Here is a 23,944-nt window from a genome sequence, read left to right on the forward strand (position 1 = left end):
GGTTTCACACGCTAATGCCGAATATCATAACATCTCATCACCCGGCAGACAGCCAGATGACTCCGTAACGGTATGCGTTTGCTTTAAGCAGGCGCTACTGCTGTTTTTCCGCATCGGTCAGATAGCGAACCTTGCGGGTGTAATCCTGCCCTTTGAAACTCACCAGGGCATCCGCTGAATCCAGATACTTTTGCCATTCGGAAAGGGGAAAACCGCCGTGGGCGCCAATCACTTCTTTGGGAATGGTAGCCGTCGTCCCACCAATTTTCTTTGATACCGGCCAGTTCATCCAGTCGCCCAGATTCACCGTTTTCAGATCCAGTAAATCCAGCAGGGCGGCCAGCGGCAGCTGATCGGTTGGCGGCTGGGAATCGTCCATCAGCTCCCAGGTATCCTGAAACAGCGTCAGCCAGAGCGGACAGATCCGTTTCCATGTCTGCCGCGTCGCCGCCAGGAAAGCCCCGTTAACGTGATCGACAATAAACGGGCGGACGCTGTGACGATAATAGGCCGGACGACGCGCCTCCGGCGTGTTCATCAGCTTGGCGATCATCTTCCCCTGACGAAAGCTGGAGTAAATATGGCCATCAAGCATATTAATTTCAGGCATTTTCAGCAGGTTGAGATCTGAATCGATCATCAAAACCCCCTCCGTTCTGGCCTGTAGAGGCGCCTGAAGTTTGATCAGACGACTGCGGTAAATCTGCTTGTAGCGGTAGGTCTCTTCGCGAAAAGGCACATCCAGCGTGACGACGCGCGTCTTTGCCGGCAGCTCGCCAAACTCTTCAGCCAGTCTGTCGCTGACAATCACAATCTCCTGTGCGTCCGGCGCAAAACGGGCGGCAAACAGCGCGCTCAGTTTAGCTTCTTCAATGAAGTCCACGCCCGTGCAGGGGATCACCACCGAGGTGACCGGTATGGCACCCTGCACCTCTGATTGCTGATAGGGAATATTGTGACGTGCGCGAATCTGTCGGAAATGGGGTTTTAAGAATTCAAACATGCGAAGAGTTTCCATGGGCCGCATTTTTTAAAATAGTTTCCACGCCGGAGACGTAGTGCTCAATAGCATAGTGTTGCTTTACGCTTGCATTGGCCTGATGCAGTAAAAAGCTGCGCTTTTCCGCGTCCAGATAGAGCGTTTTCATCTCTTCAAACAGGGTCTGGACATCACCATACTCAAAAAGCAGGCCGGTGTTGTCGTGCTCAATCAGCTCTGCGGTGCCGGTGACGCGGGAGCCGATCACCGCCGTGTTCAGCAGCATGGCTTCCAGTACCACGCGCGGCAGACCTTCGCTTTTTGAGGCCAGAATAAAGACGTCCAGTGCGGCGAGATACTCCAGCGCATTGCTGCGAAAGCCGGTAAATACGACCCGATCGGCAATGCCGGCCTGCTCCGCCTGCTGCTGAAGTTTTGACAGCTCCGGGCCTTCGCCCAGCATAATCATCCGCCAGCGGGCGGCGGGAAAGGCGGCGGAAAATTTCTCCAGCGCGCTTAAAATATGGTGATTCGATTTGCGTGGGATCAGTGAGCCGATGCTGCCAAAGACAAAGGTGTCATCACTGATTTGCAGGAGCTGGCTGCGCATCGCCGCGCGGGCGGGCAGCGGCTGCCAGATATCTATCGCGTTGAATACCGTAAAGCACTTCTCCGGCCTCACGCCGTTATCCAGCAGTACCTGGCGCACGCCGTTGGAAACGGCGATGATCGCGTCCACGCGGTGATTAACCCGCTCGACCAGTTCGCGGTTTAACACCGGCTCGATGCGGCAGTGCTGCACCACCGTCACCGGCAGCCCTTCTGCCGCCAGATAACCCTCCAGGTTCGATCCCGGCTGATTGTTCATATAGAGCAGGTCGAAATGACCGTCGGCCAGCCGCTGGCGGATTTGTCGGGCATTGGGCTGGATACGCCAGACGGCGTCGACGCGCTGCGTGGCCCGCAGGCGCAGTTGTCGATTGAAAAAGACCAGCGAACGCAGCAGCTCCTTGCCGATCTTGGCCCAGCGGGGCTGTTTTCGTTGGGGAATAAACAGGATGGGGATGCTGAGCGCAGTCAGCACCTGCTCAATCGAATCGCCTTTCCCACGGGAGTAGTTGTGGTAGAAGCAGCAATGAAGATCGAACTGGCTGCGATCAATACGTTTTAGCAGCTCCAGCATGCTGTTGGTGCCGCCCCCCCATTCGTTGCCGGTATCCAGCAGCAGAATTTTTTTACGCTGTTCTACCATCGTACGGCTTCCGTATCGGTCAGGCAGGCTAGCGGAAAGTCAGACCGCCAGGCCGCCGAGATATTAAGGGGTCTTTCCGGGCTGAAGGCTCAACCCGGAAAAGTTCGTTTTGATGTAGCGCATAGCCTGACTGTCAGCGATGCTGTCTGCCACCACGTTCAGGGCGAGAATTGCCGGAACGGGCTGTGGGGCCACCGGACAGATTTTCACGCCACGGAACGGATTACGCGGCGGCACTGGCTTCGCGGGCAGCGGCCGGTGGCCGACCGACTGGGGTTCATTCAGCAGCTGACTTGGCCGCACCAGGGTAATGTCCGCAGGCAACGTGGGCAGCATTTGCAACAGCACCTTCACCGTGGTGGGATGCGGATGGCCAATCGCAATGGCTGAACCGTCGCGCTGTGCCAGATGCACGGCGCGGAGGAACTGTTTGCGAATATCCGCCTCGTTCTGCGTGTCGTCGAGGAAAACACGACGCTTAATCACTTTCACATGCGTGCCCGCCGCGGCGGGTACAGACTGGCTGTTGCCAATGGTCATGCTATCGAGAAAGTAAAAATTGTAGTTGTTCAGAACCTGCATGACTTTTTGCATCCCAGGCAGGCTGGAGGTCATCGCGCTGCCCATATGATTATTAAGACCGACCGCATAGGGTACGCTGGCGACTGCCGCACGAATAATGCGCTCGATTTCGGCGCTGGACATATCCGGACGCAGGGTGTCTTTTTCCAGCGGCTGTTTGCTCAGCGGCGCCATCGGCAGGTGGATCAGCACCTCGTGGCCGCGCTGGTGCGCCTTCGTGGCCATGACGCGCGCACCCGGCGCGTCAGGCAGGACGGCAACGGAAATGGCAGGCGGCATTTGCAGCACCTGGTTTTCCTGCGTGGGGCGGTAGCCGAAATCATCAATGACAATCGAGAGTTTGCCGGCGTGAACCTGGCAGGCCATCAACAGGCCTGCCAGCATGCCGCTAAGTTTGTGCAGACGTACCAAAAGTTATCTTCCTAACCACGGGAGTGGATTAACAGCCTGTCCCTGGCGGCGGATTTCAAAATAGAGTGAAGGGGTGCCGCGCCCACCGCTGGTACCTACCAGCGCAATAGGCTGCCCGGCTTTAACCTGGGCGCCTACGCTGACCAGCGCGCTCTGGTTATAACCATACAGGCTCATGTCGCCTTTGCCGTGTTCAACCACCACGACCAGCCCATAACCCTGGAGCCAGTCGGCCATCAGCACGCGGCCATCGGCGATCGCTTTGACCTCAGTGCCTTCCGGTGCATTGATGACCAGCCCCTTCCAGCGCAGTTCACCCTGCAGCTGTTCACCGAAGCGATGCTCAATGGAACCCCGTACCGGCCATAGCGCCTGACCCGCAGGCCGCCCGAGGCCTCCGGTACGGGAGACCAGTGCGCGTTCGCTTTCGGTAGGTTTATAGGTTCGGCCTTTGCTCTTAGCCTGCGCCTCACGCTGGCGAACGCGCTGCGCCTCTTTCGCTTCGCGTTCTGCCCGTGCCCGCGCTTCCTGTTCAGCTTTCGCGATTTTATCGCGCAGGCGGCTCTCATTCTGACGCATTTCAACCAGCTGGGCCTGGTCTTTTTCCAGCGAGGATTCCAGCGTGGTCAGCGTTTTCTTACGTGCCACGCGGGCGCCTTCCAGCTTCTGATGCTGAGACTGCTGCTCAGCCAGCAGGGATTTCTGCCGGGCGAGTTTATCAACCCGCGAGGCTTTCTGCGCAGAGAGCTGGCTGCGGGTTTTTTTCAGATCGTCGATGGACTTCTGGCGCGCATCATTCAGGTAGCTGAAATAGGCCAGAATGCGTTCGCTACGCTGGCTCTCTTCACCGCTGAGTATCAGCTGTACGCCACCGTGCTGGCCCTGACGAAACGCCGCATCAAGCTGCTCCGCCAGCAGTTTCTCCTGCGCATCCTGCTGTGCCTGGAGCTTATCAATGGACGCCGACAGATCGGCGATCTCTTTATTTAAGCCGGTGAGGATTATCTGCGTTTCGCGCAGCTGTCGGCTGGCCTGAGCAATGATTTTTTCCTGACTTTGCAGCTGATCGAGCAGTTTGCTGCGCTGCTGCTTTTGCTGCTGAACGCTTTTCTCTTTCCTGGCAATATCCTGCTGCAGGCTGGAAAGCTGCGATTTGTTATCATCGGCCGCCCTGCCGGGAGCAGGCAGCAGCAAAAAGCCAGCGCAGAGCACGCAGGCTGACAGGGTGAACACGCGAGATCGTAGCAGAACGCCTGTGGCCGATCCGTTACCCTGGGTTCGTTGAACTGAAACTGTCGCTTTTTCCCTCATAGGAGGAAGATTATTCCACGATGAACAGCAGCTTACCAGCTATCTGTAGGGGGATTTGCGTTTCTGACGGTAACAGCGGAGTGAAGGATAGCGCGCGATAAGGCGCGTTTACCCGGGGGAGGGCGGGGGGAGCTGGCTGACTTTTAACCGCCTGAGATTGCATCGGGCAAAAGCCGCGTCAGGGATTTGCAGCCTGGGTAAATTATTTTGAGGATCTGGTCCAGAAAACGTAACTCTGAGGGCTTCACGTCTGTACATGGCAGCACTGGCAGGTATACTCAGAAGCCTTGTTTTCGCTTATTAACCCTTTCGGGAGTTGTTACCCCTCATGCAAGATATTATGCAGTTCGCAGGCAGCCATACCATTTTGAGTCTGGCGTGGGTTGTCCTGCTGGTTTTGGTGATCGTGACCACCGTTAAGGGCATGTTCTCCAAGGTAAAAACAGTTAGCCGTGGTGAAGCAACCCGATTAATCAATAAAGAAGAAGCCGTCGTCATTGATGTCCGTGCACGCGATGACTACCGTAAAGGCCATATTTCTAACGCAATTAACATTCTGGCGGCCGATATCAAAAAAGGCAGCTTTGGCGAACTGGAAAAACATAAAGCGCAACCGATTATTGTCGTCTGTGCCAATGGCACCACTGCGGCCGAGCCGGCTTCTCAGCTCAACGCAGCGGGTTTTGAACGAGTTTTCATACTGAAAGATGGCGTTTCCGGCTGGAGTGGTGAAAACCTGCCGCTGGTTCGCGGTAAATAATATTTGGAGAGTGGTATGGCGAACGTAGAGATCTACACCAAAGCAACCTGTCCTTTCTGCCATCGCGCAAAAGCGCTGTTAAGCCAGAAGGGCGTGAATTATCAGGAAATTGCCATTGATGGGGATGCCGATAAGCGCGAAGAGATGATCAAACGTAGCGGTCGTACCACCGTTCCACAGATTTTCATTGATGCGCAGCACATCGGCGGCTGCGACGACCTGTTTGCGCTCGATGGCCGCCACGGCCTCGACCCGCTGATAAAGTAAGACGGGCGAGTGGCGCAATAACGGATTATTAACCCATAGGATCACGTACCATGTCAGAACAAAACAACACAGAAATGTCATTCCAGATCCAGCGTATTTATACCAAGGATATTTCTTTTGAAGCGCCAAACGCCCCACAGGTTTTCCAGAAAGAGTGGGAGCCAGACGTAAAGCTGGACCTGGATACCGCGTCCAGCCAGCTGGCTGACGACGTTTACGAAGTCGTGCTGCGCGTTACCGTGACGGCAACTGTGGGTGAAGAGTCGGCGTTTCTGTGTGAAGTGCAGCAGGCGGGTATTTTCTCTATCTCCGGTATTGATGGTAACCAGATGGCTCACTGCCTTGGCGCCTACTGCCCTAACATTCTGTTCCCGTATGCGCGCGAATGCATCACCAGCCTGGTTTCCCGCGGTACGTTCCCGCAGCTTAACCTTGCACCGGTCAACTTTGATGCGCTGTTTATGAACTACCTGCAGCAGTCAAATGAAGGTGCCGCTCCTCAGCAGGACGCATAATGCCTCAAGCAAATGCTTCTATGAGCGTTATCGGTGCCGGTTCGTACGGCACCGCTTTAGCCATTACCCTGGCCCGTAATGGCCATTCGGTAGTGATGTGGGGCCATAACGCCGCGCATCAGGCACAGCTTCAGGCCGATCGCTGCAATGCGGCCTTCCTGCCTGACGTCCCTTTTCCCGACACCCTCAGCCTTGAAAGTGATTTAGCCGCAGCGATTGCGGCCAGCCGCGATCTGCTGGTGGTGGTCCCAAGCCACGTATTTGGCGATGTCCTTAAGCAAATCAAACCCCACCTTCGCACAGATTCCCGCATTGTCTGGGCGACCAAAGGTCTCGAAAAAGAGACCGGCAGGCTGCTACAGGATGTCGCACGGGAAATAGTGGGTGACGAGGTACCTCTGGCGGTTATTTCCGGGCCAACCTTCGCTAAAGAGCTGGCAGCCGGCCTGCCGACGGCCATTGCGCTTGCCGCAACGGAGGCCGGGTTTGCAGACGATCTGCAACGCCTGCTGCACTGTGGTAAAAGCTTTCGCGTCTATAACAACCCGGATTTTATCGGGGTTCAGCTTGGCGGCGCGGTGAAAAACGTGATTGCCATCGGGGCGGGGATTTCAGACGGCATTGGCTTTGGTGCCAATGCGCGTACGGCGCTGATTACGCGTGGACTGGCCGAAATGACCCGCCTGGGAACGGCGCTGGGCGCCGATCCCACCACCTTTATGGGTATGGCCGGGCTGGGCGATTTAGTTCTGACCTGCACCGATAATCAGTCGCGGAACCGTCGCTTTGGCATGATGCTCGGGCAGGGGGGCGATGTGGAGACAGCGCAAAATACCATCGGCCAGGTGGTGGAAGGATTCCGAAATACAAAAGAAGTCAAGGCGCTGGCCGCGCGCTGCGGCGTGGAAATGCCAATAACTGAGCAAATTTATCAGGTACTGTATTGTGAAAAGAGTGCGCGCGAGGCAGCATTAAGTCTGTTAGGGCGAACAAGGAAGGATGAGAACAGTCCAGCTGAAAACGGAAGCTCAGCGCGTTAGCGTCCTGCCGGACGTTATATTCGATGGGGAGAGAGCAATGCCGAGCGCAGAACCTGAACAGGTGTGGGACTTTATCAGAGCAGAAGCGCGGGCGCTGGCCGAATGCGAGCCTATGCTGGCGAGTTTTTATCACGCTACGCTGCTAAAGCACGACGATCTCGGCAGTGCGCTGAGCTATATGCTGGCTAACAAGCTGGCGAATCCAATTATGCCCGCAATGGCCATCCGTGAAATCGTGCAGGAAGGCTACAAGCAGGATCCCTCGATGATTCAGTCCGCTGCCTGCGATATACGGGCGGTGCGCCAGCGCGATCCGGCGATTGATAAATACTCCACGCCGCTGCTTTACCTCAAAGGCTTCCATGCTCTCCAGGCCTACCGTATCGGACACTGGTTATGGAATCAGGGGCGTCGGGCACTGGCCATTTACCTGCAAAATGAGGTCTCCGTTTCTTTCGCCGTGGATATCCATCCTGCGGCGAAAATTGGCCGGGGCATTATGCTGGACCACGCAACGGGCATTGTGGTCGGGGAAACGGCGGTCATCGAAGATGATGTCTCCATCCTGCAGTCCGTGACGCTAGGCGGTACGGGTAAAACCAGCGGCGATCGTCATCCCAAAATCCGTGAAGGGGTGATGATAGGGGCGGGTGCAAAAATTCTTGGTAATATCGAAGTGGGGCGCGGAGCCAAAATCGGTGCCGGTTCGGTCGTCCTGCAGCCTGTGCCCCCCCACACCACAGCCGCTGGCGTACCTGCGCGTATCGTGGGTAAACCCAGCAGTGACAAGCCGTCGATGGAGATGGATCAGCACTTCAATGGTATGGTGCCGGGCTTTGAATTCGGTGACGGCATCTGACGCAGCAGGTAGCAGGTCCTGAAAGTGGGTTATGGCATCTGACGCAGCAGGTGCCCGATTTTGAAGTTGCTGACGGCATTCCCTGCATCAGGGCGCTGGATAGTTCATGCGCCTACCCCCATCCCTTATGCTTTCATCACGGCACCGCAGTAGTCCAGCTGCCGCCAGGCCTCATAGACCACTACTGATACAGCATTTGACAGGTTCATGCTGCGGCTGTCCGGCTGCATAGGGATGCGGATCTTTTGTTGGGCCGGTAGCGCATTAAGGATCTCAGCGGGGAGACCGCGCGTTTCGGGGCCGAAAAGCAGATAGTCGCCCGCCTGATAGCTGACCGCGCTATGCGCTGGTGTGCCTTTGGTGGTCAGCGCAAACAGGCGCCCAGGGGTTTCAGCAGCCAGAAAAGCCGCATAGCTGCCGTGGCGTTTTACTGCGGTGTATTCATGGTAGTCCAGACCCGCGCGACGTAAACGCTTGTCATCCCAGGCGAAGCCGAGCGGTTCAATCAGATGCAGGCGGAAGCCGGTGTTAGCACAAAGCCGGATAATATTGCCCGTATTGGGCGGGATCTCAGGTTCAAATAAAACAATATTCAGCATCGGCTTCGGCCCCATTAAACGAGGGCCGAAGCATAGCAAATTATTCCGGGACGATCAGGTTTTGCTGCTATAAAGCGGCAGCCAGAGGGTAAGGCGCAGGCCGCCTAACGGGCTGTCATCGGCCTTAACCCAACCACGATGCTGCTGGATAGCCGTGTCTACAATCGCCAGCCCCAGCCCTGTTCCGCCCGACTCCCTGTCGCGCGCTTCGTCGGTACGGTAGAAGGGCCGGAAAATCTGCTCACGATCGCCCTCGCTGACACCCGGGCCATCATCGTCCACGTTAACGGTAATGCCCTGTTTATCCACGGAAAAACCGACACAGATTTTGGAGTGAGAGTAGCGTAGCGCGTTACGTACGATATTCTCCAGCGCGCTTTCCAGTGCGTTTGGGTTGCCGTACAAAGGCCAGGGACCCGGTGGATAAGGCACCTCAAGCGTTTTCCCCATCTGTTCGGCTTCAAATTTGGCATCATCCAGCACGCCGGCCCACAGATGATTGGCTTTCATCGCCTCGCTGACCAGCGCATTTTTATGCTGAGTACGGGATAACACCAGCAGATCGTTGATCATACCGTCCAGCCGCTGGGCTTCCATCTCAATACGCTGTAGCTCTTTGCTCTCGCCCTGACGTCGGCGCATCAGCGCCGTACCCAATTGTAAACGGGTAAGCGGCGTCCTCAGCTCATGCGAAATATCCGACAACAGACGCTGCTGACCGGTCATCATCCTTTCCAGCGCGCTGACCATCTGGTTAAAACTGGCGCCGGCCGCCAGGAACTCCTGCGGGCCCGCCTCCAGTTCAGGGCGTTGACGCAGATTACCGGCGGCGACATCATCGGCCGCATGTTTCAGCTTACGTGCGGGTTTCGCCAGGCTCCAGGCCAGCCAGAGCAGCAGCGGTGTGCTGATTAACATCGTCACCATCAGCAGCAGCAGGGGACGGTCAAACAGCAGGTTGATAAAGTCCAGCTGCGAGCTGCCAGCGGGACGGATCAGATAGAGCTGGTAACTGTCCTCACCGTCGCGGACGGTAAAGGGACCGACCATCTCCACCCGGCCATATTTTTTCTTCTGCGGACGGTTTGCATTATCGGACTGACCGATAAAATTACGGATAACCTGCATTTCGTTATGCTGCGCGCCGATCACCCGTCCTTCGCTGGTAACCAGCAGCAGCCGCTGTCCGGGCGGCGCCCACTTGTCCGTTGCGCGAAACAACCTTCTCCACCACATCAGGTCGTTAGGGGGATCCTGCATCAGCTCCGCCTCGACGTGCTGCTCAATCATGGTTCCCTGCCGCTGCTCACTGTCGAGCAGCGGGGTCATCTGGCGAGTATCAAGCTTGGGCACCATCAGTACCAGCATCAACACCAGCGCCAGCGTCAGCCAGAAAATGGCGAAGATACGGGTCGTCAGGCTGGAGATCATGTCGCGGAAACCATCAGATAGCCGCGGCCACGCAGGGTTTTAAACCAGGGGTGACCATCTTTGCGGTCCGGCAGCTTCCTGCGCAGGTTAGAGATATGCATATCAATCGCACGGTCAAACGGGGTGAGGCGTTTACCCAGAACCTCCTGACTCAGGTGCTCACGGGAAACCACCTGCCCCAGATGCTGCGCCAGTAAATAGAGCAGGGTAAACTCTGTTCCGGTAAGGTCGAGCGCCTCGCTGTCGAAGCGGGCCTCCTGGCGACCCGGATTAAGACGCAGGCGGTCAACTTCCAGCGTCGGGGAGCTGCTGTCGTGCTGCTGTTGCTGTTCGCTCCAGACGGACCGGCGCAGGATTGCACGTATACGGGCCACCAGTTCCCGATCGTTAAAGGGCTTAGGAAGATAGTCATCCGCGCCCAGTTCCAGCCCCAAAACGCGATCCAGCTCGCTACCGCGTGCGGTTAGCATAATGACCGGCGTCTGATGCTGCTGGCGCAGCTCCTTAAGGGTATCAATGCCGTTTTTCCTTGGCATCATCACATCAAGCAAAAGCAGATCGATAGAATTATCCAGCAGGGCCAGTGCCTGCTCGCCATCACCGGCGACCACCACCTCGAACCCTTCCATCTCAAGTAATTCTTTCAGCAGCGAAGTCAATTCGCGGTCATCGTCAACTAACAGGATCTTATTCATTTTTATTGCCCTCCGCAGGCAAAATACCGTGAACGAATGCAGTCATTCCATGACTTTACTTAGTTTTACAACCTCTGACGCATGTTTGCAGCTGGCCCCGTAGACTGAATTTTATCGAATCGAGACAGGCAAACCAATCTGGGAGTTAACGATGCGCAATGTTACCGCCGTCGTTGCGGTTCCGGCGCTGATACTCAGCTTCTCCGCCGCGTGGGCTGCAGATGTGACGACGACTGACGAGATGCATCAGGAAGACGCGGCGCCACGTAGTATGACGCAAGTTCCGCAGACTCACATGTTTGATGGCATCAATCTTACAGAGCAGCAGCGCCAGCAGATGCGGGATTTAATGCAGCAGGCGCGTCACGAGCGTTCTCCCATAAGTATTAACGATTTAGAGCAGCTGCACGAATTGATTATTGCAGAAAAATTTGATGAAACGGCCTATAAGGCAAAGCTGGACAGTATTGCACAGGCGGAAGTCGCGTGGCAGGTTGATATGGCGAGAGTGCGCAACCAGATGTATCACCTGTTAACCCCAGGCCAGCAGGGCGTTTTAAATCAGAAACATCAGCAGCGTATGAACCAAATGCGCCAGCTAACGGATATGCACCCATCTTCATCGTTGCATGCTGTAAGCAGTAAATGAAGTGAGTAACACCCTGGGTGCATGCGTTGTACCTTACCCAGAGTGAGTTGTACCCGTAGTAAGCTTTATCGTCAGTATCAGTACCCGTAGTAAGAGTAATCAGTAACGCAGTAACCAGTATCAAACGTAGTAACCAGTATTATAGTACCCCTGTTTTCCTTGCCATAGACACCATCCCTGTCTTCCCCCTCATGATGAGGGGGTTTTTTTTGATGCGGTCAATGCGCACAGCTGTAATACGCGCTGAATATCAGGAGCGTATATAGCTTTTTCATAGTGATAATCCACCGCCCTGCGGATAGAACATCACCCGTCATTACCAACCGTTGTACTCTGGCGATAAACCCGTCTGTCATCCCCATTTTCTCTTCCATAATGCTGAAAACCACGTAAGTGTGATCGGGATCGCATATTGGTAATGAATTTTCACATCGTGTAACAGACTTCCAACTGTGTTAAAGCGCGACCTGACTGTCTTTTTGATTGGTACTAATTTGAGTTAAAAGCCCCAGCCTATTAATTCAATAGCGGCGCGACCCTCATCATTTAACGCTATGAAGGTTAGAGTCATTTCCCACGGTAACTTTACGGGTTAGCGACAATATGATGAGGAAGAGATGATGAGACGAAAGAGTAATTCAGTTTTTTGTAGCCAGCGTAAGGCACTCAGCGTGGTGATTTCTTCGCTGCTGGTAAGCTCAGCCGCGATGGCAGAGACTCTGACGCGGGATAACGGTGCGCCAGTAGGTGATAACCAAAATTCACAAACCGCGGGAGCATCCGGGCCGGTGTTATTACAGGACGTTCAGCTGCTGCAAAAATTACAGCGTTTCGACCGCGAGCGTATTCCTGAACGTGTCGTCCATGCCCGGGGGACCGGGGCCTTTGGTGAATTTAGCGCAACGGCAGATATTTCTGACCTGACCACGGCTGCGGTATTTACTAAAGGCGAACAGACGCCGGTGTTTGTTCGTTTTTCCAGTGTGGTTCACGGCAACCATTCGCCCGAAACGCTGCGTGACCCGCATGGCTTCGCCACCAAATTTTATACCAAAGAGGGGAACTGGGACCTGGTTGGCAACAACTTCCCGACGTTCTTTATACGCGATGCGATTAAATTCCCCGATATGGTCCATGCGTTCAAGCCCGATCCACGCACCAACCTTGATGATGATTCACGTCGTTTTGATTTCTTCTCCCACGTTCCTGAAGCAACCCGTACGCTAACGGAGCTCTATTCCAATGAAGGAACGCCAGCCTCTTTCCGCAACATGGACGGGAACAGCGTTCATGCCTACAAATTCGTGAATGCGAAAGGTGAAATCCACTACGTTAAATTCCACTGGAAAACGCTGCAGGGCATCAAAAATCTCGACCCGAAACAGGTTGAGACGGTACAGGGTAAAGACTACAGCCACCTGACCCACGATCTGGTCTCGGCCATTAATCGCGGTGATTTCCCCAGGTGGGATCTCTATATCCAGGTGCTGAAGCCTGAGGATCTGAAGAAGTTTGACTTCGATCCTCTCGACGCCACCAAGATCTGGCCTGACGTGCCCGAACGTAAAATTGGTCAGCTGGTGTTGAATAAAAACCCCGATAACGTCTTCCAGCAAACGGAGCAGGTAGCGATGGCCCCGTCTAACCTGGTACCGGGTATCGAAGCGTCAGAAGATAAACTGTTACAGGGCAGGCTCTTTGCTTACGCCGACACGCAGATGTACCGCATCGGCGCGAACGGTTTTAGCCTGCCCATCAACCAGGCCCGGACGCCGGTAAATAACGGCAGTCAGGATGGCAGTCTTAACGCCGGCCACACTCAGGATAAGGGCATTAATTACCAGCCCAGCCGACTTTACCCGCGTGAGGAACTCTCTTCTGCGCGCTACAGTCAGCTGCCGGTGGAAGGCACCACGCAGCAGACTAAGATCCAGCGCGAGCAGAACTTTAAGCAGACCGGCGATCTCTACCGCTCTTACAGCAAAAAAGATCGGGATGACCTGATCGCCAGCCTGGGCAACGCGCTGGCGATCACCGATACGGAGAGCAAAAACATCATGCTTTCCTATTTCTACAAGGCAGACAAAGAGTACGGTACCCGCCTGACAACGGTCGCTAAAGGTGATTTAGCCACGGTGCAGAAGCTGGCGGATAAATTATCTGACTGACAGCGTCTTTTCCCCTGCCCGGTTAAACCTGCCCGGGCAGGAGAAGCCCTGAAGGAGATCGCGAAATGAAAGCATTAAGCGTCCAGCTATGGCTGATAGCGTTTCTGCTGCTGTCCGTGACGGCAAAAGCGGCAACGACGCAAACCGCCGATCGTCAGGTAAGAGCAGAGCTGAATAATTATCTTTGGGATGCGGCACGACGTGGAGATAACACCCTGATTAAAACGCTCGTTGAGGCGAAATACAATCTCAATGCGGCCGATGAAAAAGGGTACACCGCCATTATCCTTGCGGCCTATCACGGCCATGATGATACGGTGAAAATGTTGATTGATGGCGGAGCCGACCCCTGCCAGCGCGATCGGCGCGGCAACAGTGCGCTGATGGGGGCCATCTTTAAGGGTGAACTAAAGGTGGCGCGCCGTTTGATCGACGCCCATTGCCAGCCCGATATGCGTAACAATGCCGGTCAGACCGCGGCAATGTATGCTTCGCTGTTTCAGCGACAGTCACTGCTCCAGGCGCTGCGTGAAAAAGGGGCCGATATGCACGCCGTCGACGCCAAAGGAAACTCCGCCGACAGCCTGGCATCAGGGAGAATTAACGGTATCCCGTAATGCCCGGAAACGCGCGAATAACCGACCCATTTCAGCCCCGCTCTCTCCGGCGGGGCTTTTTTTTGCTCAGGATCCAGTATACTTAGCCGATTAACCTGAACGGAGTAAGGCATGGAACATCACTACGCCCGGCTGGTCAATGCAGCTGCGCTGGCGGCAACCACGCTGGCTTCGATTCTGCTGCTGGTGAAGATTTTTGCCTGGTGGTACACCGGATCGGTAAGCCTGCTGGCGGCACTGGTTGACTCGCTGGTGGATATTGCCGCTTCGCTCACTAACCTCTTTGTTGTGCGCTACTCCCTGCAGCCTGCTGATGCAGAACACACGTTCGGACATGGTAAAGCAGAATCACTGGCCGCGCTGGCGCAGAGTATGTTTATCTCCGGGTCTGCCCTGTTTCTTATTCTGACGGGGTTACAACATCTGGCTTCGCCAAACGAGATGCGTGCCCCGCTGGTAGGGATCGCGGTAACGCTGGTTGCCCTGGTGTCTACGCTGGTGCTGGTCACCTTCCAGCGATGGGTTGTTCGTCGGACACGCAGCCTGGCGATTCGGGCTGATATGCTTCACTATCAGTCTGATGTGGTAATGAACGGTGCCATTCTGCTGGCTCTGGGTCTGAGCTGGTATGGCTTTAAGCGCGCCGATGCGCTTTTTGCCCTCGGGATAGGGGTATGGATCCTTTATAGTGCCTTACGCATGGGCTATGAAGCGGTTCAGGCGCTGCTTGACCGCGCACTGCCCGATGAGGATCGCCAGGCGATTGTTGATATTGCCTCTCGCTGGCCCGGTGTGAGTGGGGCGCATGATATTCGTACCCGACAGTCAGGCCCGACCCGTTTTATACAGCTCCATCTTGAGATGGACGACAATCTGCCGTTATACGAGGCGCACCGGGTTGCCGACGAAGTTGAACAGGCGCTGTTAAAAAAATTCCCCGGATCTGACGTGATTATTCATCAGGATCCCTGTTCGGCAGTACCCTCATCCGGCCAGGCCCGCAGTGAACGATGATTCTTGTGTTAAATAAATTACTTAGCGCTCTTAACTGCCAAAACGTGACGCCGCTCGTAAAAATTAGCGAGATGATGGCTGACCTGAATCAATTCAGCTCACAGGCTTTGATATACTATGGCCATTATTAGTTGGCCGATACGCCCGCGTACGTCGAGTCATTCCGGCGTTAAGAGTTTGAAATTTTGCATTAACAAGTTCAGAGGTTGTCATGATCAAAAAAATCGGTGTACTGACAAGTGGCGGAGATGCGCCAGGTATGAACGCGGCCATCAGAGGCGTTGTGCGCGCTGCCCTGAGTGAAGGACTGGAAGTAGCAGGGATTTATGATGGCTACCTGGGCTTGTATGAAGATCGTATGGTCAATCTGGACCGCTACAGCGTGTCCGACATGATTAACCGTGGCGGCACTTTTCTTGGCTCAGCGCGCTTTCCTGAGTTCCGTGAAGAGTCGGTGCGGAGTGTCGCCATCGAAAATATGAAAAAACGCGGAATCGACGCGCTGGTGGTGATCGGGGGCGATGGCTCTTATATGGGGGCCAAGCGTCTGACCGAAATGGGGTTTCCCTGCATTGGCTTGCCGGGCACCATTGATAACGATGTGGCGGGAACGGACTATACCATCGGCTACTTTACCGCGCTTGAAACGGTGGTAGAGGCGATTGACCGCCTGCGCGATACCTCATCGTCTCACCAGCGTATCTCGATTGTAGAAGTGATGGGCCGCTACTGTGGCGACCTGACGCTGGCGGCGGCCATCGCGGGCGGCTGCGAATTTATCGTGCTGCCGGAAATCCCCTATACGCGTGAAGAGCTGGTAGAAGAGATTAAAGCCGGTATCGCCAAAGGGAAAAAGCATGCCATTGTGGCGATTACCGAGCATATCTGCGATATCGACGAACTGGCGAAATACATCGAGTCTGAAACGAAGCGTGAAACCCGCTCCACGGTGCTGGGCCATATTCAGCGTGGGGGCGCGCCGGTCGCCTATGACCGGATCCTCGCTTCGCGTATGGGAGCGTATTCGATTGAACTGCTGTTACAGGGCTACGGCGGTCGCTGCGTCGGTATTCAGAATGAGAAGATGGTCCATCACGATATTATTGATGCGATTGAAAATATGAAGCGGCCCTTCAAGGGCGACTGGCTGGAAACGGCGAAGAAGCTTTACTGAGGCAAATCAAGGCGCTGATCGACAGCGCCTTTTTTATGCAAAGCCATATTCCATCCAGTTATTAAGGCTTCATTTTAATTCTTTAATTCAACCTGTGCTTTGTGTCACGCTCTCTGCGATAAAACCTTTGGGAGAGCATAGAATGAATAAGTGGAGTATTGGGTTTACCCTGCTGCTGGCCTCAACCAGCGTACTGGCGAAAGATATCCAGCTGCTGAACGTTTCCTATGATCCAACGCGCGAACTATACGAACAGTATAATAAAGCCTTTAGCGCGCACTATAAGCAGGAAACCGGCGACAACGTGGTGATCCGTCAGTCGCACGGCGGCTCAGGCAAGCAGGCGACTTCCGTGATTAACGGCATTCGTGCCGACGTCGTGACCCTGGCGCTGGCTTCCGATGTGGATGCCATCGCCGATCGTGGCCGTATTGATAAAAACTGGGTCAAGCGCCTGCCCGATAACTCTGCCCCTTATACCTCCACCATCGTTTTCCTGGTGCGTAAAGGCAATCCTAAGAAAATCCACGACTGGCAGGATCTCACCAAACCTGGCGTCTCGGTGATAACCCCTAACCCTAAAACGTCCGGTGGGGCGCGCTGGAACTATCTGGCGGCCTGGGGCTGGGCGTTAGATCATAACAACGGTGATAAGGCAAAAGCGCAGGACTACATCAGAGCACTGTTTAAAAACGTTGAGGTGCAGGATTCCGGTGCGCGCGGTGCCACCAATACTTTCGTTGAACGCGGTATTGGCGACGTGCTGATCGCGTGGGAAAACGAAGCTTATCTGGCCGTGAATAAACTGGGCAAAGACCAGTTTGAAATCGTAACGCCTGGCGAGTCTATTCTTGCAGAACCCACGGTATCTGTGGTTGATAAAGTGGTGGATGAACGCGGCACCCGCAAGGTCGCCGAAGATTATCTGAAATACCTCTATTCTCCTGAAGGTCAGGAAATCGCAGCGCAAAATTACTATCGTCCACGCGATCCCGCCGTAGCGAAAAAGTATGCAGATAAGTTCGCGCCGGTGAAACTCTTTACTATTGACGATGCAAAATTCGGCGGCTGGGCGGCTGCGCAGAAGACTCACTTCGCTGACGGCGGCACTTACGATCAAGCCATGAAGCGTTGAAAGAAAAATAGTTAACCAGGTGAATTATTTAACATGATCTTTGTCGCCTGTTCGTTTACATTATGAACAGGCGATAATCAGAGGTTCAGATCATGAAGGAGCGAAAGCGACTCCTGACAGGCGTTGTAATAGCAGGGATCGTTGCGACGGCTGGTTGCGCCTCTATTGCGTTAAAATATAAGCATAATTCCTCAGCACTCTGGGCAATTGTCAGCCAGAAATGCATACCTGGACAGCTGAAAAATAACGATCCCGCGCCCTGCCGACAGGTGGATGTACATAATGGCTTTGTGGTACTAAAAGATCGCAATGGTCCGCTGCAGTTTTTACTTCTTCCAACCAAAAAAATCGTCGGTATCGAAAGTCCTGAGCTGCTTAATCCCTCGACCCCCAATTTTTTCGCTGAAGCCTGGCACTCCCGTCACTTTATGGACGAGCGCTACGGCGAACGCATCGATGACAGCGCTATCGCGCTTAGCATTAACTCCCCCACGGGCAGAACGCAAAATCAGCTACATATTCATATCTCCTGCCTGAGACCGGATATCCGCCAGAAGCTGAACGCGCTGGATGCCTCGCTGACGCCCCGCTGGCAGTCGCTACAGCTGGTGGGGCACGATTATCAGGTGCGCACCGTTACGCGGGACGAATTCAAGAGAACCAGCCCCTTTATTCGCCTGGCGGCCGAGCTGCCGGGTGCACATGAAGAAATGGGTAAATACAGCATCGCCGTGGCCGCGCTAGCGGATGGGCGTCGGGCGTTGCTGGTGGTTAAGCGTAATCTGCTGGTATTGAATCGGGCTTCTGCCGAGGAGCTACAGGATCACAGCTGCCAGATACTGCATCCCCGGGGCGCTGTTAAGTCGTAATCCTGAAATCGGTTGTCAGTCACTACAGGCTCAACGCTGGGGCTACAAGCACCCCCAGCGCAGGTTCATTACGGCTTAACCGGTTTCGTCCCGACCGGCTCATCATCCTTATACTTCGCCGTGGCTATCCACGCCGCGCAGAACAGCGTCAGTCGGGCAAAGAAGTAGAAAAACGCCATCAGCCCCAGAACGGAACCAAAGGCGGCACCTGACGGGGAGGACGCCAGCTTAGGCAGCGTCAGGGTCATAATAAATTTGATCACTTCAAAACCTATTGCGGCTAAAAGCGTGCCGCGAAAAAGCGCCTTTTTGCGTGGCTTATGACGAGGCAAAATCCAGAATATCCACAGAAAGAGCAGATAGTTAGCCAGAATTGAAATGGAAAGCGCAATCAGCGTCATCGCCGGACGAAGCCAGTCGATCCCATCCAGTCCTAACGCATGCACGATGGCTTCCTGTGCCGAACCGGCGATGGAGGTAAGAGACAGGGTGATAATCAGCGCGACCACCAGACCCATCAGGGAGATAAAGTCGCGCGTATATTTAAACCAGATTTTCTCTTTATCCTGTTTGTTACGCTCCCAGACGTCTCTCGACTGGGCCAGAATCGCTTCACGCAGGTTCCCCATCCAGCTAATCCCGGAATAGAGGGCGATCAGTAATCCCGTCAGGCCGACGGTAGTACGCTGCTGGACCGCCGTGTTAACGGTGTTTTGCAGGGTCGATGCCAGGGTAGCATCGCTGATATTACTCACAATTTTATTGATGAGCTGGGTAAGAAGATCCTGGTTTGAAGCGAGCACGAATCCAATAGCGGCAAAAGAGACCATCAAAATAGGGATCAGAGAAAGGAACGAAAAGTAGGTGATTGCCGCGCCAAACTGACTGCCCAATCGGTCATTAAAGCGTTCCCCGGCCCTTAAGAAATGTGCCACGGCTGGAATGGCCTGAAACCAGCTGACAAAGCGCGAAACGCGCGTAATGGAGTGATCAACGGTTGCGTTGCCGGTTTTGATATTGATCAGCGGTTTTTCTTCGTCACGCTGACGCTCTGATGAATGATTTTCCTTCATGAAATGTTCTTCTGTAGCCCTTAAAAGTGAGTTATCTGTATGAAATTATAGACGGTCGATCAGTTAACGTAGTTTTTCATTGTTCGGGTCAGCCACTCCATAAAGACGTGCACCCGACGCGCCAGATGACGTCGATGCGGATACAGCAGCGAAACCGGCATCGGCTTCGCGCGGTAATACGGCAGAATTTCTACCAGTTTTTTCGCTTTTAGCGCCGGGCGCATGGCGCATTCGGGCGCCTGGATAATGCCCAGTCCGTTCAGGCAGGCGGCACGGTAGGTTACCGTGCTGTTGACCGTCAGCGCACCGCCCGTTTTGATAAAACGGCTGCTGTCGCCGTCAAAAAACTCAAAGCCTGGAGTCTGCGTGCCCAGCTGCTGGCCGTAATGCACCATGGCATGCTGGGAGAGTTCTTCCAGCGTCTGCGGCGTACCAAATCGCGCCAGGTAGTCGGGGCTGGCGCAGTTGATCAGGGGCAGCGCGCCCAGCGGGCGGGCGATCAGCCCGGAGTCTTCCAGCGTACCGACACGCACTACACAGTCAAACCCCTCATGAATCACGTCAACCCGACGATCATTGCTGCTCAGTTCCAGCTCAATGGCGGGATACTGCTGAAGAAATTCCGGGAGCCTGGGCAGAATAAAGTCGCTGGCCAGGTTGACGGGCATATCCACTCGCAGACGACCACTCAGGGTCGCGGGATCGTTCTGAAAAAGCCCATCCATCTCTTCCAGCGTGGCCAGAACATCCTGACAGCGATCGAAGTAGACCAGTCCATCCTGAGTCAGCTGCACCCGCCGCGTGGTGCGATGCAGAAGACGGGTGCCAAGGGTATTCTCCAGCGCCTGTAACTGTCGTGAAAGGCTGCCTTTCGGTACGCCCAGACTCTCTGCGGCGCGGGTAAAGCTGCGAAGCTCTGCTACTCTGACAAAAGCCCGCATTGTGTGAATTTTGTCCATAGGATAGGCCGATTGTTGTTTTCTGTGAAACAGTAAAGCGCATTTACGATTATTTATAGTTCAGGATTTACATAATATCCTGCAAATGTCCATGACATATGAACCGGAGAAGACAATGAACGCTAAAATCGCACTGATTACCGGCGGAAGCCGGGGATTAGGCAGAAATGCCGCCTTAAAACTCGCTAAAAAGGGTGTTGATATCCTCCTGACCTGGCAGAGCGGTGAACAGGACGCGCAGCGGGTGGTGGATGAAATCACCGCACTGGGTGGGCGTGCAGCGGCAATCCAGCTGGATATGGCCGACAGCCGTCGCTTCGACGACTTCGCAGAGAGTGTACAAAAAAAACTCATCGAGGTGTGGCAGCGCGAAACCTTTGATTATTTAATCAACAACGCCGGAACGGGCCTGCATGTAGCCTTTGTTGAAACCAGCGAAGCGCAGTTCGATGAGATGGTTAACGTCCATTTCAAAGGCCCATTTTTTCTTACGCAGAAGCTACTGCCGCTGATTACGGACGGCGGACGTATTTTAAATATCTCCAGCGGCCTGGCCCGTTTCAGTCAGCCAGGTTCCAGCGCCTACGCGGCAGTTAAAGGCGCCATGGAGGTCCTGACCCGCTATCAGGCGAAAGAGCTGGGCGCACGCGGCATTACTGTGAATATCCTGGCCCCTGGGGCGATTGAAACGGATTTCGGCGGCGGGAGGGTACGTGATAATCCTGAGGTTAACGCCTTTATCGCGGCACAGACGGCTCTGGGCAGGGTGGGACTGCCGGATGATATTGGCAATGCAATAGCACAAATTCTGAGCGACGAAAGTGGCTGGATCAACGGACAGCGTATTGAAGTTTCCGGCGGTATGTTTCTCTGATACAGCAAAGTCGCCTTACAGCCCGATTTGGTTAAATACCCCGGTATGCGCCATAGTAAAAGTTCTTTGGGATGTCATAACCTGGGAGTATCACACTATGTTGAAAATACTGGGGCGCGCCTCATCGATTAACGTCAGAAAGGTGCTGTGGGTTTGCGAAGAGCTGGATATCGCTTTTAATCGCGAGGAGTGGGGCGACGGTTTTAAGTCGCTTCAGGACCCGGCATTCAGAAAGATGAATCCTAATGGGCTGATCCCGGTGATTCAGGACGGGGATTTCATTATGTGGGAGTCCAACGCCATAATTCGCTACCTGGCTAACAGCCGGGGCGGTGACTGGATCTACCCGCAGGATCCCCGCGCGCGGGCACCAGTCGACCAGTGGATCGACTGGCAGGCCACCGAACTCAATACCGCCTGGCGATACGCGTTTATGTCGCTGGTTCGTCACTCTCCGGCACATCAGGATGCGCGCTTGCTTGCCGCCGCCTGTAAGGGCTGGTCGCATACCATGGGGATCCTGAATCAGCAGCTGGAACGTACCCAGGCCTGGGTGGCCGGCAGCGCATTTTCACTGGCCGACATACCGGTTGGGCTATCCGTTAACCGCTGGTATGAAACCCCGTTAGACCACCCAGAACTGCCCGCCGTTAGGGCCTATTATGAGCGGCTGACTCAGCGAAAAGGCTATGCCAAATGGGGACGTAACGGCACGCCTTAACGTGAGGGCTGCACTTTTGAAACCCTGGCGGAGTCAGCCTGGTTTAAATCCCGGTTTGCCGTTAGCTGCACGCCATTCCTTCACCTCTTTTACGATACCTTCGGGACTATCTTCCCTGCTATCATCAGGGTAATAGATAAGGTCAGATCCCGAAGGGTGTTCGCTTAACCGCTTAAACTCCAGGATATTGTTTATATCTTCTCCTTCTGTCGTATTCTGGACGTTAATTATTTTTTCCACAAAAGCCAAAAACTCGGCTTCGGTGTAGTCAGATAACGTTTTCTTTTCCATCTTATTTACTCCCTTTATGGTTCTCAATATGACACTTCGGAGTCGTTACACGAATATTGTCAATATTATATATCTCACCATTATCTTTAATCGGTTTTACATGGTGTAACTCATATTTAACACGCCGCCCCTTTTGTTCACTCTCTTTAGGTGCGGGTGCTTTGCCAGCCCGGATATTACCCAAGTTACCTGCCTTGAACTGTTTACTTAACTCAGGATCTTTCCCTACTTCCAGCCAGAAGGCCTTACGGAACGCATCAAAGCTGCTGAATTCTCGCCCCAGCAATCTCTCCGCTATCTGGCCTGGGATTGGTGCGCCAGGCCCCTGCCCGGCTTTATTCAGCCAATCTGTGCCGACATTTTCTCCTTTCCCACTGACCCGACCCGGCCTGTCGCGGGGGCCGCTTATTACGACATAAATGGGCACGACGCCCGTACCGGACGCATCTGGCCGCCAATAAATAAAGTCCTGCAGCTGCTGCGTATTTCCCACAGGCGGTGACAGGGTGATATTACCCACCGGTTTCACATCCGTGCCAGTGTGCACCGGTGTGTTCGGAACCGGCCCCCGATTGCCCGTATCCGAAGGTTTTGCGGATCCCGGAACAGGATTTATCAGGATAGTTCGCGGCGGTGTGCCCGGCATTGCCGGAAGTCTGATGATATCCAGCCCGCTCACCGCATCGCGCACCGCATTTAGCACTGGCACCGCGGCGGGTACATTATCCCCGGTTTTCAGCAGCTCCAGTACCATTTCACCGTTGCGTTCAATCAGCGCGCCCCGTACCGGCAGATTGATACTCGCTGAGCCTGGATTGATTTTTCTCTGACCGGCCAGTAGCCTGGCATTTAGCGCAAACATTGCTTCCGTGTCCCGTCCCGGAACACGGTCGCTGCCTTTTCCTGCCTGGGATGAGAACAGTAAAACTGAAGCGGCAGCTGCCATCGGCCCCAGGCTACTGGCGGTCAGCAATGCTACAGCGCGGCTGACTGCTGAGGTCAGCATGCCGCCAATCTCTCCGGCAAGCGTCATCACGCCCTCTCCGGCCACCGAAAGAAGCATACTCCACTGCCCGCTGCTCAGCAGCATCGCCCCCGGAGCACTCAGCATCAGCGCAGCGGTATCAGCCTGCTCCTGCGTGTAGGCAGGCGCCGGAAGCTGCCCCGTCAGCAAAGTCACGGCCACTTTCTGCTCGGCCTTTGTGCAAAAACATATTGCCACGCCATACTCGTCGCCCCTGTCCATCACCCATGTCCAACCGAATGCGTTAAGGTTCTTCAGATAGCAGGCTTTTGTTTGTGATTTGAACTGGAACTTGCCGTCGCCGAGGTCGGTGACGAGGGGTTCAGCAGGGTGATTTTCGGGACCCGTGGTGATGACTTTTCCAGAGGCATCGTAAGGTACACCATCTTTGTAATAGGCAGGAATTATTGACATTTTTCATCCTTTTTGTGGTATCCGGTGGCCTACACTCAGGGCATCAGGTGTACTGACCAGATAGTTCCTTTGATTTATACTGAATATAAAAGGGTCTTCCTCGATCATGGTGGCTTAGGATAAAGCGTTTTTTTATAGTTCTTAATATGCCAGGATGCTATAAGTTGTTGCCTTGATAGCCGAATTTTGATTTAAAACAATACTCCCAACCTCAACCTGATTTGATTGAAAAGGTAAAATATTATGCCAGCATGTTCTGGA

General features: G+C 54.4%; 25 protein-coding genes. 14 read left to right on the forward strand and 11 right to left on the reverse strand.

What is annotated here, in order from left to right:
- Positions 1 to 94 precede the first annotated feature (94 nt).
- The 4 genes from ACLRGG_RS05960 to envC form a co-directional block, all read right to left on the reverse strand.
- Entirely contained in the window at positions 95 to 1,003 is a 909-nt protein-coding gene (locus ACLRGG_RS05960; protein ID WP_416248860.1) for a hypothetical protein, read from the reverse strand.
- Entirely contained in the window at positions 996 to 2,231 is a 1,236-nt protein-coding gene (locus ACLRGG_RS05965) for a glycosyltransferase (RefSeq protein WP_416248861.1), read from the reverse strand. Before ACLRGG_RS05965 ends, ACLRGG_RS05960 begins: the two co-directional genes overlap by 8 nt.
- A gap of 63 nt (positions 2,232 to 2,294) precedes the next feature.
- Positions 2,295 to 3,197: a divergent polysaccharide deacetylase family protein gene (locus ACLRGG_RS05970; RefSeq protein WP_416248914.1), complete on the reverse strand. Its 903-nt coding sequence runs from the start codon at positions 3,195 to 3,197 to the stop codon at positions 2,295 to 2,297.
- A gap of 30 nt (positions 3,198 to 3,227) precedes the next feature.
- Positions 3,228 to 4,535, reverse strand: a complete 1,308-nt coding sequence (envC, locus tag ACLRGG_RS05975) for a murein hydrolase activator EnvC (protein WP_416248862.1) — start codon at positions 4,533 to 4,535, stop codon at positions 3,228 to 3,230.
- Positions 4,536 to 4,863: 328 nt separating this feature from the next.
- On the opposite strand from envC, the gene ACLRGG_RS05980 reads away from it, so the two are divergent.
- The 5 genes from ACLRGG_RS05980 to cysE are packed head-to-tail and all read left to right on the forward strand — an operon-like array spanning position 4,864 to position 7,976.
- Positions 4,864 to 5,295, forward strand: coding sequence for a rhodanese-like domain-containing protein (locus tag ACLRGG_RS05980; protein WP_416248863.1), 432 nt, complete (start codon positions 4,864 to 4,866; stop codon positions 5,293 to 5,295).
- 15 nt (positions 5,296 to 5,310) lie between these two features.
- Positions 5,311 to 5,562: a glutaredoxin 3 gene (gene grxC, locus ACLRGG_RS05985; protein WP_067709331.1), complete on the forward strand. Its 252-nt coding sequence runs from the start codon at positions 5,311 to 5,313 to the stop codon at positions 5,560 to 5,562.
- A gap of 50 nt (positions 5,563 to 5,612) precedes the next feature.
- Positions 5,613 to 6,077 (forward strand): protein-export chaperone SecB, encoded by a 465-nt coding sequence (secB, locus tag ACLRGG_RS05990; RefSeq protein WP_067709333.1) that lies wholly within the window; start codon positions 5,613 to 5,615, stop codon positions 6,075 to 6,077.
- A complete protein-coding gene (gpsA, locus tag ACLRGG_RS05995; protein WP_416248864.1) occupies positions 6,077 to 7,117 on the forward strand; it encodes an NAD(P)H-dependent glycerol-3-phosphate dehydrogenase in 1,041 nt (346 codons plus the stop codon). The genes secB and gpsA overlap by 1 nt, the downstream gene beginning before the upstream one ends.
- Positions 7,118 to 7,154: 37 nt before the next feature.
- Complete coding sequence (cysE, locus tag ACLRGG_RS06000) at positions 7,155 to 7,976, forward strand: serine O-acetyltransferase (RefSeq protein ID WP_345829670.1); 822 nt, start codon at positions 7,155 to 7,157, stop codon at positions 7,974 to 7,976.
- Between the two features lie 125 nt (positions 7,977 to 8,101).
- Here cysE and trmL read toward each other — a convergent pair whose 3' ends face one another.
- From trmL to cpxR, 3 genes are read right to left on the reverse strand one after another with little or no spacing between them, the layout of a single operon-like run.
- A complete protein-coding gene (gene trmL, locus ACLRGG_RS06005; RefSeq protein WP_416248865.1) occupies positions 8,102 to 8,575 on the reverse strand; it encodes a tRNA (uridine(34)/cytosine(34)/5-carboxymethylaminomethyluridine(34)-2'-O)-methyltransferase TrmL in 474 nt (157 codons plus the stop codon).
- Positions 8,576 to 8,629: 54 nt separating this feature from the next.
- On the reverse strand, positions 8,630 to 10,006 hold the full coding sequence (gene cpxA / locus ACLRGG_RS06010) for an envelope stress sensor histidine kinase CpxA (protein ID WP_067709337.1): 1,377 nt from the start codon (positions 10,004 to 10,006) through the stop codon (positions 8,630 to 8,632).
- Complete coding sequence (gene cpxR / locus ACLRGG_RS06015; protein WP_416248866.1) at positions 10,003 to 10,701, reverse strand: envelope stress response regulator transcription factor CpxR; 699 nt, start codon at positions 10,699 to 10,701, stop codon at positions 10,003 to 10,005. Before cpxR ends, cpxA begins: the two co-directional genes overlap by 4 nt.
- A 151-nt stretch (positions 10,702 to 10,852) precedes the next feature.
- Here cpxR and cpxP point away from each other — a divergent pair, with 151 nt between their 5' ends.
- The 7 genes from cpxP to ACLRGG_RS06050 all read left to right on the forward strand — a co-directional run bounded on the left by cpxP (position 10,853) and on the right by ACLRGG_RS06050 (position 18,327).
- Complete coding sequence (gene cpxP / locus ACLRGG_RS06020; protein ID WP_416248867.1) at positions 10,853 to 11,350, forward strand: cell-envelope stress modulator CpxP; 498 nt, start codon at positions 10,853 to 10,855, stop codon at positions 11,348 to 11,350.
- 707 nt (positions 11,351 to 12,057) lie between these two features.
- On the forward strand, positions 12,058 to 13,518 hold the full coding sequence (gene katB / locus ACLRGG_RS06025) for a catalase KatB (protein ID WP_416248915.1): 1,461 nt from the start codon (positions 12,058 to 12,060) through the stop codon (positions 13,516 to 13,518).
- Between the two features lie 65 nt (positions 13,519 to 13,583).
- Positions 13,584 to 14,135, forward strand: a complete 552-nt coding sequence (locus tag ACLRGG_RS06030) for an ankyrin repeat domain-containing protein (protein ID WP_416248868.1) — start codon at positions 13,584 to 13,586, stop codon at positions 14,133 to 14,135.
- 111 nt (positions 14,136 to 14,246) lie between these two features.
- The gene (gene fieF, locus ACLRGG_RS06035) at positions 14,247 to 15,149 is read left to right on the forward strand and encodes a CDF family cation-efflux transporter FieF (protein ID WP_416248869.1); all 903 of its coding nucleotides are present in this window, start codon (positions 14,247 to 14,249) and stop codon (positions 15,147 to 15,149) included.
- A 211-nt stretch (positions 15,150 to 15,360) separates the two neighbouring features.
- Positions 15,361 to 16,323 carry a 6-phosphofructokinase gene (pfkA, locus tag ACLRGG_RS06040; RefSeq protein ID WP_416248870.1) on the forward strand — a complete coding sequence of 321 codons (963 nt, stop codon included), beginning with the start codon at positions 15,361 to 15,363 and terminating at the stop codon, positions 16,321 to 16,323.
- Between the two features lie 142 nt (positions 16,324 to 16,465).
- Positions 16,466 to 17,458, forward strand: a complete 993-nt coding sequence (locus ACLRGG_RS06045; RefSeq protein ID WP_416248871.1) for a sulfate ABC transporter substrate-binding protein — start codon at positions 16,466 to 16,468, stop codon at positions 17,456 to 17,458.
- 92 nt (positions 17,459 to 17,550) lie between these two features.
- A complete protein-coding gene (locus ACLRGG_RS06050) occupies positions 17,551 to 18,327 on the forward strand; it encodes a CDP-diacylglycerol diphosphatase (protein ID WP_416248872.1) in 777 nt (258 codons plus the stop codon).
- 68 nt (positions 18,328 to 18,395) lie between these two features.
- On the opposite strand, the gene yhjD is transcribed toward ACLRGG_RS06050, so the two are convergent.
- Both yhjD and ACLRGG_RS06060 read right to left on the reverse strand, forming a co-directional pair.
- Complete coding sequence (yhjD, locus tag ACLRGG_RS06055) at positions 18,396 to 19,400, reverse strand: inner membrane protein YhjD (RefSeq protein ID WP_416248873.1); 1,005 nt, start codon at positions 19,398 to 19,400, stop codon at positions 18,396 to 18,398.
- A 59-nt stretch (positions 19,401 to 19,459) separates the two neighbouring features.
- A complete protein-coding gene (locus ACLRGG_RS06060) occupies positions 19,460 to 20,359 on the reverse strand; it encodes a LysR family transcriptional regulator (RefSeq protein ID WP_416248874.1) in 900 nt (299 codons plus the stop codon).
- Positions 20,360 to 20,474: 115 nt separating this feature from the next.
- On the opposite strand from ACLRGG_RS06060, the gene ACLRGG_RS06065 reads away from it, so the two are divergent.
- Together ACLRGG_RS06065 and ACLRGG_RS06070 are read left to right on the forward strand one after the other, a co-directional pair.
- Positions 20,475 to 21,233, forward strand: coding sequence for an SDR family NAD(P)-dependent oxidoreductase (locus tag ACLRGG_RS06065; protein WP_416248875.1), 759 nt, complete (start codon positions 20,475 to 20,477; stop codon positions 21,231 to 21,233).
- A 97-nt stretch (positions 21,234 to 21,330) separates the two neighbouring features.
- On the forward strand, positions 21,331 to 21,954 hold the full coding sequence (locus ACLRGG_RS06070; protein WP_416248876.1) for a glutathione S-transferase family protein: 624 nt from the start codon (positions 21,331 to 21,333) through the stop codon (positions 21,952 to 21,954).
- Positions 21,955 to 21,987: 33 nt separating this feature from the next.
- On the opposite strand, the gene ACLRGG_RS06075 is transcribed toward ACLRGG_RS06070, so the two are convergent.
- Positions 21,988 to 22,245, reverse strand: a complete 258-nt coding sequence (locus tag ACLRGG_RS06075; protein WP_345829695.1) for a bacteriocin immunity protein — start codon at positions 22,243 to 22,245, stop codon at positions 21,988 to 21,990.
- Between the two features lies 1 nt (position 22,246).
- Positions 22,247 to 23,683 carry a pyocin-S2/colicin E7-DNase domain-containing protein gene (locus ACLRGG_RS06080; RefSeq protein WP_416248877.1) on the reverse strand — a complete coding sequence of 479 codons (1,437 nt, stop codon included), beginning with the start codon at positions 23,681 to 23,683 and terminating at the stop codon, positions 22,247 to 22,249.
- Positions 23,684 to 23,944 lie beyond the last annotated feature (261 nt).

Source organism: Erwinia sp. PPS120, from assembly GCF_047918655.1.
Lineage (GTDB): Bacteria > Pseudomonadota > Gammaproteobacteria > Enterobacterales > Enterobacteriaceae > Erwinia > Erwinia tasmaniensis_A.

What these genes read in the sequence shown, in the direction of transcription:
- katB (WP_416248915.1), top strand. Translation starts at nt 12,058, where the DNA reads ATGGCAGAGACTCTGACGCGGGATAACGGTGCGCCAGTAGGTGATAAC.
- ACLRGG_RS05965 (WP_416248861.1), bottom strand. Translation starts at nt 2,231, where the DNA reads ATGGTAGAACAGCGTAAAAAAATTCTGCTGCTGGATACCGGCAACGAA.
- ACLRGG_RS06065 (WP_416248875.1), top strand. Translation starts at nt 20,475, where the DNA reads ATGAACGCTAAAATCGCACTGATTACCGGCGGAAGCCGGGGATTAGGC.
- ACLRGG_RS06030 (WP_416248868.1), top strand. Translation starts at nt 13,584, where the DNA reads ATGAAAGCATTAAGCGTCCAGCTATGGCTGATAGCGTTTCTGCTGCTG.
- ACLRGG_RS05970 (WP_416248914.1), bottom strand. Translation starts at nt 3,197, where the DNA reads ATGCTGGCAGGCCTGTTGATGGCCTGCCAGGTTCACGCCGGCAAACTC.
- ACLRGG_RS06050 (WP_416248872.1), top strand. Translation starts at nt 17,551, where the DNA reads ATGAAGGAGCGAAAGCGACTCCTGACAGGCGTTGTAATAGCAGGGATC.
- gpsA (WP_416248864.1), top strand. Translation starts at nt 6,077, where the DNA reads ATGCCTCAAGCAAATGCTTCTATGAGCGTTATCGGTGCCGGTTCGTAC.
- cysE (WP_345829670.1), top strand. Translation starts at nt 7,155, where the DNA reads ATGCCGAGCGCAGAACCTGAACAGGTGTGGGACTTTATCAGAGCAGAA.
- cpxA (WP_067709337.1), bottom strand. Translation starts at nt 10,006, where the DNA reads ATGATCTCCAGCCTGACGACCCGTATCTTCGCCATTTTCTGGCTGACG.
- ACLRGG_RS06075 (WP_345829695.1), bottom strand. Translation starts at nt 22,245, where the DNA reads ATGGAAAAGAAAACGTTATCTGACTACACCGAAGCCGAGTTTTTGGCT.
- envC (WP_416248862.1), bottom strand. Translation starts at nt 4,535, where the DNA reads ATGAGGGAAAAAGCGACAGTTTCAGTTCAACGAACCCAGGGTAACGGA.
- ACLRGG_RS06070 (WP_416248876.1), top strand. Translation starts at nt 21,331, where the DNA reads ATGTTGAAAATACTGGGGCGCGCCTCATCGATTAACGTCAGAAAGGTG.
- pfkA (WP_416248870.1), top strand. Translation starts at nt 15,361, where the DNA reads ATGATCAAAAAAATCGGTGTACTGACAAGTGGCGGAGATGCGCCAGGT.
- ACLRGG_RS06080 (WP_416248877.1), bottom strand. Translation starts at nt 23,683, where the DNA reads ATGTCAATAATTCCTGCCTATTACAAAGATGGTGTACCTTACGATGCC.
- yhjD (WP_416248873.1), bottom strand. Translation starts at nt 19,400, where the DNA reads ATGAAGGAAAATCATTCATCAGAGCGTCAGCGTGACGAAGAAAAACCG.
- secB (WP_067709333.1), top strand. Translation starts at nt 5,613, where the DNA reads ATGTCAGAACAAAACAACACAGAAATGTCATTCCAGATCCAGCGTATT.
- cpxR (WP_416248866.1), bottom strand. Translation starts at nt 10,701, where the DNA reads ATGAATAAGATCCTGTTAGTTGACGATGACCGCGAATTGACTTCGCTG.
- ACLRGG_RS05960 (WP_416248860.1), bottom strand. Translation starts at nt 1,003, where the DNA reads ATGTTTGAATTCTTAAAACCCCATTTCCGACAGATTCGCGCACGTCAC.
- ACLRGG_RS05980 (WP_416248863.1), top strand. Translation starts at nt 4,864, where the DNA reads ATGCAAGATATTATGCAGTTCGCAGGCAGCCATACCATTTTGAGTCTG.
- fieF (WP_416248869.1), top strand. Translation starts at nt 14,247, where the DNA reads ATGGAACATCACTACGCCCGGCTGGTCAATGCAGCTGCGCTGGCGGCA.
- cpxP (WP_416248867.1), top strand. Translation starts at nt 10,853, where the DNA reads ATGCGCAATGTTACCGCCGTCGTTGCGGTTCCGGCGCTGATACTCAGC.
- ACLRGG_RS06060 (WP_416248874.1), bottom strand. Translation starts at nt 20,359, where the DNA reads ATGGACAAAATTCACACAATGCGGGCTTTTGTCAGAGTAGCAGAGCTT.
- ACLRGG_RS06045 (WP_416248871.1), top strand. Translation starts at nt 16,466, where the DNA reads ATGAATAAGTGGAGTATTGGGTTTACCCTGCTGCTGGCCTCAACCAGC.
- grxC (WP_067709331.1), top strand. Translation starts at nt 5,311, where the DNA reads ATGGCGAACGTAGAGATCTACACCAAAGCAACCTGTCCTTTCTGCCAT.
- trmL (WP_416248865.1), bottom strand. Translation starts at nt 8,575, where the DNA reads ATGCTGAATATTGTTTTATTTGAACCTGAGATCCCGCCCAATACGGGC.